15 protein-coding genes and 1 riboswitch are annotated in these 13,761 nt (G+C 36.5%); of the genes, 2 read left to right on the forward strand and 13 right to left on the reverse strand.

Features of this window, described 5'->3' with window-relative positions; genetic code table 11:
* Positions 1-20: 20 nt before the first annotated feature.
* The 5 genes from AC5YGI_RS19530 to AC5YGI_RS19550 all read right to left on the reverse strand — a co-directional run bounded on the left by AC5YGI_RS19530 (position 21) and on the right by AC5YGI_RS19550 (position 3,411).
* Complete coding sequence (locus tag AC5YGI_RS19530; RefSeq protein WP_496169322.1) at positions 21-632, reverse strand: class I SAM-dependent methyltransferase; 612 nt, start codon at positions 630-632, stop codon at positions 21-23.
* On the reverse strand, positions 629-1,222 hold the full coding sequence (locus AC5YGI_RS19535) for a hypothetical protein (RefSeq protein ID WP_496169325.1): 594 nt from the start codon (positions 1,220-1,222) through the stop codon (positions 629-631). The genes AC5YGI_RS19530 and AC5YGI_RS19535 overlap by 4 nt, the downstream gene beginning before the upstream one ends.
* Positions 1,212-1,682, reverse strand: a complete 471-nt coding sequence (locus AC5YGI_RS19540) for an RNA polymerase sigma factor (RefSeq protein ID WP_496169328.1) — start codon at positions 1,680-1,682, stop codon at positions 1,212-1,214. Before AC5YGI_RS19540 ends, AC5YGI_RS19535 begins: the two co-directional genes overlap by 11 nt.
* Entirely contained in the window at positions 1,682-2,533 is an 852-nt protein-coding gene (locus AC5YGI_RS19545; protein WP_496169330.1) for an alpha/beta fold hydrolase, read from the reverse strand. The genes AC5YGI_RS19540 and AC5YGI_RS19545 overlap by 1 nt, the downstream gene beginning before the upstream one ends.
* A gap of 203 nt (positions 2,534-2,736) precedes the next feature.
* Positions 2,737-3,411, reverse strand: coding sequence for a DUF4919 domain-containing protein (locus AC5YGI_RS19550; RefSeq protein WP_496169332.1), 675 nt, complete (start codon positions 3,409-3,411; stop codon positions 2,737-2,739).
* Positions 3,412-3,629: 218 nt separating this feature from the next.
* On the opposite strand from AC5YGI_RS19550, the gene AC5YGI_RS19555 reads away from it, so the two are divergent.
* Positions 3,630-3,848: a hypothetical protein gene (locus AC5YGI_RS19555; RefSeq protein ID WP_110008184.1), complete on the forward strand. Its 219-nt coding sequence runs from the start codon at positions 3,630-3,632 to the stop codon at positions 3,846-3,848.
* Positions 3,849-3,906: 58 nt separating this feature from the next.
* Here the strand turns inward: AC5YGI_RS19555 and AC5YGI_RS19560 are convergent, their stop codons facing one another.
* Positions 3,907-5,199, reverse strand: coding sequence for an MFS transporter (locus tag AC5YGI_RS19560; RefSeq protein WP_330743408.1), 1,293 nt, complete (start codon positions 5,197-5,199; stop codon positions 3,907-3,909).
* Positions 5,200-5,308: 109 nt separating this feature from the next.
* Positions 5,309-6,061 carry a DUF3575 domain-containing protein gene (locus tag AC5YGI_RS19565; RefSeq protein WP_330743406.1) on the reverse strand — a complete coding sequence of 251 codons (753 nt, stop codon included), beginning with the start codon at positions 6,059-6,061 and terminating at the stop codon, positions 5,309-5,311.
* A 164-nt stretch (positions 6,062-6,225) separates the two neighbouring features.
* Between AC5YGI_RS19565 and AC5YGI_RS19570 the strand changes: the two genes are divergently transcribed.
* A complete protein-coding gene (locus AC5YGI_RS19570) occupies positions 6,226-8,310 on the forward strand; it encodes a TonB-dependent receptor domain-containing protein (protein ID WP_330743405.1) in 2,085 nt (694 codons plus the stop codon).
* Positions 8,311-8,372: 62 nt separating this feature from the next.
* Here AC5YGI_RS19570 and AC5YGI_RS19575 read toward each other — a convergent pair whose 3' ends face one another.
* From AC5YGI_RS19575 to AC5YGI_RS19600, 6 genes are all read right to left on the reverse strand, one after another.
* On the reverse strand, positions 8,373-9,371 hold the full coding sequence (locus tag AC5YGI_RS19575) for a T9SS type A sorting domain-containing protein (protein ID WP_330743403.1): 999 nt from the start codon (positions 9,369-9,371) through the stop codon (positions 8,373-8,375).
* A gap of 136 nt (positions 9,372-9,507) precedes the next feature.
* Positions 9,508-10,155, reverse strand: a complete 648-nt coding sequence (gene ribB / locus AC5YGI_RS19580; protein ID WP_330743401.1) for a 3,4-dihydroxy-2-butanone-4-phosphate synthase — start codon at positions 10,153-10,155, stop codon at positions 9,508-9,510.
* A gap of 92 nt (positions 10,156-10,247) precedes the next feature.
* Positions 10,248-10,373: riboswitch (FMN riboswitch) on the reverse strand.
* Between the two features lie 145 nt (positions 10,374-10,518).
* A complete protein-coding gene (locus AC5YGI_RS19585; RefSeq protein WP_330743399.1) occupies positions 10,519-10,872 on the reverse strand; it encodes a DUF2200 domain-containing protein in 354 nt (117 codons plus the stop codon).
* A gap of 9 nt (positions 10,873-10,881) precedes the next feature.
* Complete coding sequence (locus AC5YGI_RS19590; protein WP_330743396.1) at positions 10,882-11,658, reverse strand: alpha/beta fold hydrolase; 777 nt, start codon at positions 11,656-11,658, stop codon at positions 10,882-10,884.
* A 130-nt stretch (positions 11,659-11,788) separates the two neighbouring features.
* Positions 11,789-12,616, reverse strand: a complete 828-nt coding sequence (locus AC5YGI_RS19595) for a hypothetical protein (protein WP_496169338.1) — start codon at positions 12,614-12,616, stop codon at positions 11,789-11,791.
* A gap of 636 nt (positions 12,617-13,252) precedes the next feature.
* Complete coding sequence (locus AC5YGI_RS19600) at positions 13,253-13,756, reverse strand: DinB family protein (protein ID WP_330743393.1); 504 nt, start codon at positions 13,754-13,756, stop codon at positions 13,253-13,255.
* Between the last annotated feature and the right edge of the window lie 5 nt (positions 13,757-13,761).

Consider the following 13,761-nt stretch of genomic DNA (forward strand, 5'->3'; position numbering starts at 1 on the left):
TAACTACATACAATTCATTACTACTTTTTAAAACTGCAGAATACAAAATTTTGAACCGTGTCAAAAGGAGTGGTGTGATCTTCAGTAATACAGTCTACTTTTTTAAAACTTTTTTCAAATTTTTCGGATAATGATTCTTCATCATACTGTTGAATATCCAATCCACTGCATTTGGTGGGACCGTTTTTCGAAAAAGTTCCGACAATCATAAAATGGTTTACCTTCTTTTCTGCAATATCAATATATTTTGAAACCTGTTCCGGGGTGGTCAGGAAATGAAAGGCTGCTCTGTCATGCCAGATATCATAGGTTTCCATAGGTTCGAAAGCCGTAATGTCGCTAGTGATCCATTTTACTTTGTCTGCTGCTGCTCCAAGTCGTTTCCGTACCTTTTCCAAAGCTTTGGCAGAAATATCAAGAACTGTAATATTTTCATAACCTTCTTCAAGAAGAAAATCAACAAGGTTGCTGTCTCCACCACCAATGTCTATGATGCTGGCCTCTTTTCCCAATCCGGAAGAATGTATAAAATCAAGGGAAGTCTGAGGTTTTTTCTGGGTCCAGCTTACCTGATCCGGATTTTTGGTTTCATATACATTTTCCCAGTGATTTTTGTTGTCAGAAGATATCATGATTCTTTTAATTGATTATTGATCTCTTCAAATTTATTAATTAATTCGTCAAGTTTGCCTTGCTGTTTCTTTATTGTTCGCGGTCTCAGGTAAAACCAGTTGAAAGCAATCCAGACAGATGTTAAAGCATAGGCCAGAATACCTGAGCTAAGGGTCATTCTTGAAGTATATTCGTACATATACAGGCATATTCCCAGAAACAACATGACAAAATAAAGGTTGAGTATAGTGGTCTGCATCCATTTCTGCTTATTTTTTACTATATACAGACTTTGCAGATATTCATGGTTTGATTGGGTCTGATCAATTTTGTAGAATATCATAAACATTTTGTTGTAGGCAAGCAGAAAAATAACCATTCCCAGCACGACAAGTACAATCCCGATTTTTGTAGTGACCATTTCAGGCTGGTAACGGTACCAGATCAAAAGAATCAATAAGGAAGTAGCGATTAATGCAATATTAGCAAAGATCAGTCTGCGCAGGTTCTGGTTTCTGAATTTTTTCAGCTTGCCGAGAAGCTCTTCCATATTGGGTCTGTTAGAAGTCTGCTGCTTCCATATATTGTTAAAATCTATATTAGAATCCATTTTCTTTAAACTTTTGCGTTAATTTTTCTTTTATCCTGTGAATCTTTACCCTTATATTGGATTCTGAAAGTCCTACGATATGGGCTATCTCAGCCTGTTTCACCTCTTCCAGTTCCAATGAAATAATAATTCTGTCCGTTTCAGGCAGCTCCGAAATAAACTGGTAGAGCATCTGAATCTGAGGTTCTATAGATTCCTGTTTTTTCTCTTCCAGATTGATGGGCAGATCGGTTTTGCTGAATTTCTTTTCCTTTTCAATCTGCCGGAGGCAGTTATTGGATGCAATTCTGAAAATCCACGTCCCTATACTGGATTCATTCCTGAATTTCGGAAGCTGCTGCCAGACGATGATAAAGGTTTCCTGGGCAAGATCCTGAGCAAGTTCGGTATCATTCACATATCCCATACATAAACGGAATATCCTTTGCCAGTAGAGTTCATATATCTCTTCAAAAACCATTATTTCGCAGATAAGAAGTGAGTAAGCTGATTAAAATACCAATCCTTATCATCGTACATGATAAAATGCAAACCTTTTGAAGCATATTGCATATTGGCATTTTTTAAATTTTTGTACTGGTTTTCAATCGTTGGCTTTAGAGTGACAAAATAAGATTCCAGAAGAATAAGAGAAGGACATTGGATGTTTTTTATTCTCTCTCTGAGATCGGTATTATAAAAATCACAGTACATTTTAGCAAATGTTTTTCGGTCCGATTTCATACTCCAGTTGATTACCGTTTCCTGCATAGAAGTATCTGCCAGAAGACGGGGCATCGCCTGTGCCTGCATTTTCCGGAACTGCTCATCGTTCATAGCTGTCAATTGAGCAATAGCAGACGAACAGTCATTATTTTCTTTCGATGTAAAATGGGGATCAGATAGTGCTGCCAGGCAGGGAAGCGTGTCTACGATGATAATTTTACCTGCAAGCTCCGGATAATCTGCCGCTATGGCCAGGGCAAGGCCGCCTCCCATACTGTGTCCGATAAGAATGGGTTTCTCAATTTTATTGTCTTTGATATAAGCGGCAATTCCTCTTTCCCAATCTGTAAAACTGGCATCTGTCTGAGGTTTTGTTCCGGCAAAGCCAGCCATTGTTAAAGTATAGCAGGTGAAATCTTTTTCAAACTTTGCGGTGGTTTCATTCCAGACGTCACCTGAAGAGGCAAATCCGGGAATGAAAATTAATGCCTGATCTCCTTTTCCTGTTTTCTTTACTTCAAACGGATAGGCTTTTTGCTGACCGAATATATTGCATACTGCTAAAAAAAATAACATGATAATTAAAAGGAATGTAAATTTTTTCATGATTTCTAAAGTTTTAAAGTGTATTTGTCTTTTAGAGACGAACCTTTAAAAAATGTTACACACTATTATATTTTTTTTGAAAAAAAATATTTCTCCTCCTTCTCAACCCTTTTGTTCAGGGCAAAATCATATGAAATTTATTTTAGCTATTTTTTGTTAAATGGTTCAATAATATTAAATTGATAAGTATTTATTCGGAATGATTAATCCAATATCCTTCCATAGAACCTGCTGATGTCAAAATAAAATCCGGGAACTTTATATTGGTCCTTTTCAAACTCCTGATAATCGCATTTTCCCTTCAGGCTTTGAGATTTGGTTTCCATTTGAAATCTGTTTAAAAGAACGTATTCATCTGTTACAGAAATCACATGAAAACCTGTTTCACATGTCAGACCATCACCGGAAGTAAGAATGGCATTTAATAATCCGTGAAAATTTCCTGCAATTTTTTCGGCGGTAGCATCATCTTTATTCAAATGATACAAGTAAGCGAGATAATTCATAGCCCGCAGGTCCAGTGGATTTTCCTCCAAAGCACCCAGGAACAACTTTATTCCCTTGGAAAGATCTTTTTGTGAAATACCTTCGCCTCGGTAATATTTGGCTACTTCCTCAGCTTTCTTTCCTATTTTATAAGGCTGATATTCTTTTTGAAATGTATATCCGAAATAAAGATGGCGGTACTGATTGCTGGTAAGGAGCGTATCATTCTGTTTTAATCTTTTTAAAAGCTTTGGATAATAGAATTCTGAATTTTTATCCTCAATATTTTTTTGAATGGCAGCATAATCCGGTGCTTTGAATTCCATTTTCTGAGCATGCAGAAAAGTCAGCAGTGTTAGAAAGAATAAAGAGAAAAATGCTTTGATACTCATAGTTTGTATAAGGTTGTTACAATTTTTTGTGAGATTAAAAATACGAAATATGCATCAATCGGATAATATCAACTTACTATTTGTAAAAAAAATAATAAAATATTGCCAAACTGCTACTTTGTGTCAATAAATTTACTAACTTTATTCGGAATTTGAGATGTTACCCCTGACATTTGAAGGGGTAGAAGGAATTTTTAACTAAAAAACTAAAAATATTAATGAGCAGTAGTAGTATACAAGATGAATTTAAAGTCTTCAAAGACGAATTAAGAAAGTTGAATATCGAAGTACAGAAAGTTGTGAAAGTAGGAAACGGCAGCATGGATTTCCATGAAGTTTTCTACAAATCGCCGAGGTATGAAGAGGTAAAAAGTATCTATGTCCAGCGTCATAATCTGGATCATATGATTGAAAAATTTAAACAGGCCTATCATTAAAAATAGAATATGCGCCGCAGATTTTCTGTGGCGCATGTTTTTTGTAAAATTTGTAATATTAATCTTTATCCAGTGTAGAGGTCTTTTTGGTGTCTTTCATGCCGATGTAAACGAGCAGGGAAAAAAGAATACAGCCTGTTATATACCAATAAAAATATTCTTCAGACCCTATTTTTTTAAACCAAAGCGCAATATATTCTGCTGTGCCGCCAAATACAGCAACCGTAACTGCGTAGGGCAAACCTACACCCAATGCCCTGATTTCAGATGGGAAAAGTTCTGCTTTTACTACTGCATTGATGGAGGTGTAACCGCTTACAATAATTAAAGCTGCCATAATCAGGAAAAATGCAACCCATATTGAAGTGGTAGTACTGAGGGCTGTAAGGAGCGGAACCGTACATAAAGTTCCCAGGATCCCGAATCCTAAAAGGAGCGGCCTTCTTCCGATTTTATCTGATAATCCTCCAAATACAGGCTGGAGACAGGCAAATATAAAGAGTGAAATAAAGGAGACTAATGTAGATTCTTCCTTTGTAAGGTGTACGGTATTCACCAGAAATTTTTGCATATAAGTGGTGTAGGTATAAAATGCCAGCGTTCCTCCTAAAGTTAGTCCCACAACGGTAAGTAATGCTTTTGGATGTTTCAGAAGTTCTTTTACGGTTCCTTTTTTCTTTTCGCTGACTTCCTTTTTATTTTCAAAAGCTTCGGTTTCATGAAGATTAGCCCTAAGATATAAGGCAATAATAGAAAGCATAGCTCCGATCACAAAAGGAATTCTCCAGCCCCATTCTTCAAGCTGGGCCTCAGTGAGTAATAACTTTTGTAAAATAAGCTGGATACCTAAAGCTATAAGCTGTCCGCCAATCAAAGTGACATATTGAAAACTTGAATAAAATCCGCGTCTGTCCTGGGTGGCCATTTCGCTGAGGTAAGTGGCGGAAACTCCATATTCACCACCCACACTTAATCCCTGAAGCAATCTTGCCAGTAAAAGTAACAAAGGAGCCAGAATACCAATAGACTGATAAGTGGGAGTAAGGGCAATCAGCAGAGATCCAAAAGACATCAGCAGGACGGAGAGCGTCATTGCTTTTTTCCTTCCGATCTTATCTGCAATGCTTCCGAACATCCAACCGCCGATAGGGCGCATAAGAAAACCTACGGCAAAAATACCTGCGGTATTCATCAGTTGGGCATTCAAATCAGAATCAGGAAAAAATGAATGGGAGAAATAAATGGCGAAGGCGGCGTAAGCATACCAGTCGTACCATTCAACGAGATTACCGATAGATCCGCCAATAATGGCCTTGATTCTTTGACCTGTGGAGATTGAGGTTGAGTCCATAGATGTTGTTTCCAGAAAGTTTTTTTATAATGACATCCAAGATACAAATTTCAGAAAAAAATAAACCGTTCCTAAAAAGAACGGTTTAATACTATATAAGAATGAGTTTTTAAAACCGATATCCAATGGAAAGCCCGCTTCTGAAGCCTGCCCATGGCCCGTCAACTTTTATTCTGGCACCATTGGCATTGGTTTCTACCGTATACTTTACAAAAGGAATATCCAGGTTTTCAATTTCCTTTTTAAGCTGAGTCTGCATATCAGGCGTCAGTACATAATCCGAGGTCATGGTAAAATCACCTTTTCCGCTTCCGTAATGGGCTCCAGCGATCCAGAAATCAAGGACAAGATTCTGGCTTCTGGTCAGAAAGAATTGTACACCAACCATTAACCCACCGCTGTTTCCTTTGGTGTCTCCCTGTCCTTTAAGCGGAATTGGATAAGTAACTCCGTTCGGACCTTTATAATCATAATAAAAATCAAAAGTATTGGAAGTAACACTTGAGTAGCGGTAATAAGGTGCAAAATAGAAACCTTTTCCATAGCCTTTTCCAATATAAAATCTAGGTTCTATTGTAAAATTAGTAGCTTTTACTCTCAGATTCTGGAATCTTTTTTCATCTTCATCTTTCAGAAAAGCATTGATAAAAGGTACTTTTCCTTCGGGCATTGTTCCGAAACCGATATTCACAGAAAGCCATTGGCTGATAGCTCTTTCATAAGACAGATTGATATTTCTGAACGCATAAGCCGTGACATTGGTCTTGATGATATTCATTTTCTCTGCCGGGCTGTTCTGAATTTCCTGAGCTCCCAGGGCAGAAAACAGGAAGCACGGAATTACTATGAATGCTTTTTTCATGACTCTATATTTTGTGATGTAAAAAATACCAGCAAAAAACGGGCTGAATTTAACATAATAATTCGAATTTGAGGAAAGATTATGCAATTCCTTAACTGTTTGAAGTGATAAATGTAATATTCATCGGTAATTGATTGTCCTAATAGTATAATTCATCTTCAGACATGAAAAAAACTATATATACCATCTTCTTTCTTTGCAGTGCTTTTATGTTTTCGCAGGAGAAGAAAAATGATACGGCTGATGCAGGGACCCCTAAAGAAATTCAGGAAGTTATTCTGAAATCACAGCGTAAAAAACAGTTTGCAGACAAAGCTGTTTATACTTTTGACAAAGAAGCGCTTGCCAGAGCACGCTATGCAAAAGATTTACTCAGTACACTTCCGGAGTTACAACTGAATCCAGTAGAAAATACCATTACCAGTACGAAAGGCGGAACCACACTATTTCTTATCAACGGGATTGAAGCGACAGATATGCAGATCCGAAGTGTTGCACCCGGTGAAGTGGTGAAAGTAGAATATTATGATATTCCGCCAGCAAGATGGGCTACGAGAGCAGATACGGTAGTTAATATTCTGACAAGATCCACAGAAACAGGATATGTTTTCGGGGCTGATGTATCTACGGCTTTGAATACCGGATTTGTGAACGGTTCTGCCTACGCCAATTATACAAAAGGGAAAAATAATTTCGGACTTGAGTATTCCCTGAATCTTAGGGATTATAATGACAGAAGAGTCAACAGCATCTATGATTATCAGCTGAACGGGAAGCATTACCGGTCTGATGAAAACCGCAAAGATCATTTTGGATATACCTTTCAGAGTATAGCTTTGCGCTATACCAGACTTGTTCCTGACGACTATGCTTTTCAGGCTAAACTGAATATGGATATTTTCAGCAGGTTTTCGAAAGGAACAGGGCAGAGCGTCTTTACCGAAGATAATCTGAAAGAAGAACACCATATGTTTAAAAATAATGGCTCGGATTATGTGATTCCTAAGCTGGATCTATATTATTCTAAAAAGATCGGTGAAAAAGATGAGTTGAGTATTAATGTAGTAGGTTCTCATTACACCACCAATACCACAGAAACGGCCAAAGAATGGATTGTAGGTTCAGGATTGTCTGTATATGATAATGATATGGTATTGAAAGCAAAACAAACGAGTTTGGTTGGGGAACTTGCACATATCCATGATTTCAAGTCAGGAAAACTTTCATCCGGATACCGGATTTCAAGGTCTTCTATTTCCAATGATCTGAATAATCTTGCCGGATATTCTCAATATAATGTTACTTATCTGGAACAGTATTTTTATACTGAATTTGCAGGAAAGGTTGATAAATTCAGCTACCGTATCGGTGCAGGGCTTACCAATATTCACAATAAAAGTGCAGAAAATACTTTTGATGAATGGACTTTTACTCCAAAGGTTATTTTAGCTTATCAGCTTAAAGGAAATCAGAACCTACGTTTTACAGCAAGTTATAATCCGGTAAGTCCATGGAGTAATGCTTTGAGTAGTAACGTGGTGCAATTGGCTCCTAATATTGTTCAGAGGGGAAACCCCTTTTTACAATCTCAGCAGGTTTTTTCTAATAACCTGACTTATTCTTTTAATAATAAGTATTTTGATTTTAATGCAGGCTTATTTTACCGGTATACCAACAGGGTAATCAATCAGTACTACGTTCACGATGATGTATTGAATGGGTATGCCCTGACTTATGAAAACGGGAAGAATGCTCAGAGATATGGAGTTCAGTTAACAGGATCTTATAAACCTTTCGGGAATACTCTTTTGGTCATAAAAGCTGTAATCACACCAACTTCTGAAACAGTAAGAACTAGTAAAGGTGCTCTGATAAAAAATGACTATTTAGGAAATTACTTTTCGCTTTCTTCAGAATATAAATCTTTCTCCGTTCAGTACCAGTTCAATATTCCGGTATACAGCCTTAATGGAGCATTTCTTAATACGAATGAAAACCAGAATAATATTTTTGTGAGCTATAAACATAAGAACTGGACATTTTCTACAGGAATGTACTGGATAGGAATGCCTTCAGAATACAAAACGAAAAGCTTACCGGAAAGTCTCGTAGATTATAAAGTTCATACACAGATTATGAACAACAAATCCATGTTTGTATTAGGGCTGAGCTATGATTTCTCGAAAGGGAAAAAGACAGAAATTCAGCGAAAGCTTAATAATGAAACGGCTCCTGCAGCTACCTTTTAGATGCTAATTTGAATGTTAATAAGAAATCCCCGCTCATTTGTAGGAGCGGGGATTTTGTTTTATTATTTCTTAATGAATTTTGTGTTCTTTGTATCTGCAGCATTTTTTCCGCTGATCTGAATAAAATAAGATGCAGGAGGAAGATCTGAAATCTGGATGTTTCCGGACTTTACATCTGAAGTTTTAACCAGTTTGCCATCCAGGCTGTAAATATTGGCCCTGGAATAATTATCCGTATTTCCTTTGAAACCGATAAAATCCTGTGCAGGATTAGGATAAACCACTAAGTTTTCTTTTTTTACTGCACTGTTTACGCCCAGGAATGTTTCACTTAATGCAAATGTAGTTTTTACATTCTGGTTGATGCTCAACAGTGGAATGCTGATATTTCCGCTTGTAGAATTAAGCAGGGCATATCTGTGAGAAGCATCGTAATAAGAATAGGCTGTATTGGTTATTGCTCCGATAGGGTTAGAATAAGTAACATCCAGAGATGAATACAGATTGAAATTCTGTGTGAATTTTACTCTAAGAACATTACTGTATGTTTGATTGCCTATAATTAAAGTTCCATATGCATCAGCAATGGCTGTCATTGTGCCACTGAATAATCCGCTGGCAGAAGATGAGGAAAAAGTACCTTTGGCGGTGTCGTTCTGTGTCGGTCCGTACGTTGTTGGATAATTAATATGAGTACCGTTATCCACACTAAAGTTTAAAGTGGCCTGTGTATTTACAATTCCTGTAATTTCCAGTTTAGAAGTTGAAGCTTTGTAATAAACGGTTGTTGCTCCGTCTACCATTTTAAGAGTAGAACCCGGGAAAGTTGCTATTTCAGTAGAACTAGGAGTTGAATATGTTGTTTGTGATGCTGCTCCCATCGTAAGCCCTCCATTGGAAAATGTTGCGTTAGGACCTGTTGCAGAGTTGTTTACGGTGCCGGCTGTGTTGTTGTAATTAACAATATTTCCGGAAATAGGGTCATTGGCTGCTTTTGTAAGCGTGATCTGCGCAGACATCATGGCAGATGCTCCTAGTAAAAGGAGTAAAGATTTTTTCATAGTCAAAATTTTTTTTGTTAAAAATAATTAAAAAATAGTATTCAAATGTTAATTTTTTTCCTTTTTAATTATATTTTTAATAAAAACGCCTGCTGATCGGATCAACAGGCGGTCTGTGCGTTAAAAATGCTTGGGTTTAATTGTTTATTACCATTTTACGGTAAGCATAAATATCTTCAATGGTTACGACACTCATTTCTTTTTTGATGGCAAAGTCCACAATTTCAGGAAGTCTTGCCATGGAACCGTCTTCATTCGTCAGTTCACAAAGTACGGCATCTTCACCAAGATTGGCCATTTTTACAAGATCTACACTGCCTTCAGTATGGCCGCGCCTTTCAAATACACCATCTTTTCTTGCAATCAGAGGAAAAACGTGGCCCGGACTTGCAATATGCTCTGCCTGGGCATTTGCTGCTACAGCGGTTCTGATTGTTGTCACGCGGTCTTTGGCAGAAACTCCCGATTCTACGCCTTCTCTTGCCTCAATGGAAATCGTGAATGCGGTCTGGTTTTTTGAATTGTTGTTTTCCACCATTGGACGAAGATTAAGGTGGCGGCTTTTTTCCTCGGAAATACAAAGGCACACGATACCGCTGCATTCGCGGATCAGAAGTGCCATATCCTGTTCTGTAATAGTGGAGGCGGGAAAGATGATATCGCCCTCATTTTCGCGGTTTTCATCATCTACCAGTAGAATTCCTTTTCCCTGTTGTAATGTCTGAAGTGCTCTTTCTACACGTTCTTTGGAGGTTGCTCCGAATTGTTCTAATAATTTTTCCATGTTATTTTACTTTTAAAAGTTAAAATACACTTCGGTACATGGAAATGAAATACAACACAACAAGAGTCCATAAGGAATCTTATTGGTCATCTCATTTTCTTCTCCCATCCAGACTTTAACTGTCGGTTCCGGAATTTCACCAGATCAGTCCCTTCCGAAGAAAGGAGTCGCGGACTGTAACCGCCGGTAGGGAATTTCACCCTGCCCCGAAGAAAACTTATACTAAGTTTTGCTGTATGTTGTAATTAAATTTTTATTTCATTAATAGTATTTAACGCACAGACCGCTAATTTCGGGAAGTTTTTTGAATTGGAGAAGCTTTTTAATCATATTTAAGCAATGACTCTTTTTGAAATTATATTTTCAGACTGTTCTTAATATTTTTTCCATCTTCTTTCCTTTGGCCAGTTCATCAATCAGTTTGTCCAGGTACCGGATGTTTCTCATCAGTTCATCTTCAATTTCTTCCACACGATATCCGCAGATGACTCCTTTGATCAATGAAACATTTGGATTGAGTTGAGGTGCCTGTTCAAAGAAAGTTTTAAAGTCGGTTTTGTTGTTAAGGATGTTCTGCAGATCACTTTCATCATATCCCGTCAGCCAGAATATGATCTCATGCACTTCTTCTCGGCTACGTCCCTTTTTCTCAGCTTTTTGAACGTAATGTGGATAAACACTGGCAAAAGCAGTTGTGAAAATTCTGGTGTTCTGCATGGGAATATATTAGATTAATTTTTTGATGACTCCATCCAAAATGGTATTGAATTCTTCAGGTTTCTCCAGCATAGGATAATGTCCGACACCTTCAATGGTTACATAATCATAATTTTTCAAATATTTTCTGTTGTTTTCCAGGTGAGTCGGAGAAGCATCGGAATTAATAGCTATAACGGGTACCTGAATCTGTTTTGCAATTGTTTTGAAGTCTGTTTTATATAAAGGCCACAGAGCATTGATGGCCAATTCAGGTTCATTTTGAAGAAATTCATGCTGTACTCTTTCTCTTACCGCAGGCGGTGTTCCTTCTGCAAACAAAAATTGCGGCAGAAAGTTTTCTACAGTGTGTTTGAAGTCCTTTCTGTACTGAGAAAGCACTTCTTCAGTTTGTTCCCTGGTAAAAGATTCGTCCAGATTTTTTAGAGTGTCTATCAGAATGATGGCTTTTACCTCAGGAATTTTTAAAGAAGCTTCCAGGACATAAGCTCCGGACATCGAATGTCCTACAAGAATTATTTCCTGCGTGTTAACAGCATCAGCCACTGATTTAATATCATCAGCATATCTTTCGCTTGTCCATTCCTGTCTTGAAGCATCTGATTTTCCATGTCCGGCAAGATCCATCAAAACAATATGATATTGGTCTTTGAAATATTCTTTCTGGCTTTCCCACCATTCGGTATTGCCAAGCCATCCATGGATGAAGATCAGCGCAGGATTTCCATTTCCAGATTCTTTATAATGAATTTTCTGACCGTCTGATGATATTGCGTATTTTTCCATTTCAACAAGAGTAATTAAGTATATTATATTTTAGATCAAATTTACAAAAAGGCTTCAATCATAATGGTTCTGTATTGTTAAACTTAATAGAAAAGCAAACACTGCAATTTACAGTGTTTACGTTTTTATTTTATTTTTTTGATTTGATGCTAAAAATAATAACTCCATACAGGATTCCGGAAGTATCTTTTATTTCACATTTAAAATACAGCAGATTTTTTAAATACTTTTGGTAAAAGACTTCGGTCAGGAAGGTAATTCCTGTTGGGAGTGCATTAGAAGCGTATCCTTCAAAGCTTTCTATTTCGTATGATACTTCATCTCCAAGGAAACGGAAAATCTCCTTTAGAATACAATGAGTCATAAACACAAATGGTACTATGGGATGATTTTCAAAATGCCCTTTGCATTGATTAGGAGTAAAAGGATCTGTTGAAATTGTAAAATGATGAGGTATTCCGGTATTGATTATTTTGCTTTCAGGAAGATTTTTGTCATGATATTCTACCGGAACTGCACTGAAAAGGTCTTTATAAAAAAGTTCGAATGCTTCACGGGTGATAATATAATAGTCCAGCTCTGCAGAATAAAGGAGCTCTTTGGAATCAATCTCTCTTATATAAATGTGAGATTTTCCCTTTCTGTCTGATTCAAGAATACATTCGCTGGTAATGGTAATGGCAGCCGGTTCTTTATAAGATAACTTTCTGATCCTGATTTTTTCGCCGAGGAAATACATTTTTTCTCCGGTTTTATCGTTCAGAATGTTATACAGGCTGAGACTTCCAAACGAAAATAATAGTTTTATTAATTGTGAGAAATTTTCATTTTCAAAATTCCAGTCTTCTATCTCTGTTTCTATTGTATGGTCTCTGAAAGTTATACCTTCAGGAATAGAGAGGTACGGCGCCGTTTCTCCGAGAAAAGGAATGATGTTTTTGATGTTGATTGTTGTCATTTTGATGAGGGATTATTGGGTTATTAAACTTTTTCGGTTGTGGATAACTTTTCATCATTGTGTAAAACATCATCTGTGCTGATTATGGTTTATGTTCTTAAACCGTTTTATTCAGGAATCAGAAAAAACAATTGCCAATCATTGTTATTCTGATAGTGTTTTTTATAAATATATTTTTAATTAATTGAATATAAATATTTTGTGGTATGTATTTCTTTATTTGGTGATTTGTTTTTGATGCAATTTATAAAAAATATTCATAAAGATTTATGAATAAATAGATAAAATTTTAAATTATTACTTTAAATAAATAAAAGAGTAAGGCTGAAAAACTGGGGTTAATTTTATCCACAAAACTTATCCACATGATTTTCTATTGTGGAAAATCCTTAAAAAACTATATTCATTATAAGACAATGGTTTATAGATGTTTATAAAGCTTGTTTTCAATGGGTTAAAAACTTATCCATAGTTTATCCACAATGGAAAAAAGGATCATAGAAAATTATCCACAAATACTTGAAAATGTGGATAACTGTCTGTTTTTGATTTAAAATATTTAAAATCAATATCTTAATTGAGTTGGATTGATGTCCGGAGATTTTATTTCAGACTTATCCACAAAATTGGAGGCTTTTACTGCTGATCTTTATAAATATTCCAGAAATTAAAATCCGTCATAGGAGCATCAGTAATTCCTATATTTCTTCCCATTGTTACTATTTGTCCTCTGTGATAGGTACTGTGAAGAATAGCGTGCTGGATATACTCGTATTTGGAAAAATCGCATTGAAACCATTGGGATTCTATTTTTACATTTTTTGTAAGATCTTCTTCAGACAAGCTTTCTACATAATCTGCCAGTTTCTGCGAATTGTTTTTTATGGCATTGAAAACATCTTCTTTGCTGGTAGTCTCTGTTGTTTTTACAAAATCAAAATCATCCTTTTCAGAAATATGGCTCCACCAGTATTCCTGGGTTTGCCAGATATGATGTAATGTTTTTAAAATAGTTGGAAAACTGGAAATGGTTTCCTGATTCAGCTGTTCGTCAGACTTTGTGGATAGCCAGTCGATGTATTTGTTGACTACCCAATTGTTGTACTGCGCACTTTTGCTGACTAATGTTTTTAAGCTCATAATAT

It is taken from the genome of Chryseobacterium sp. CS3K3.1 (genome assembly GCF_059515165.1).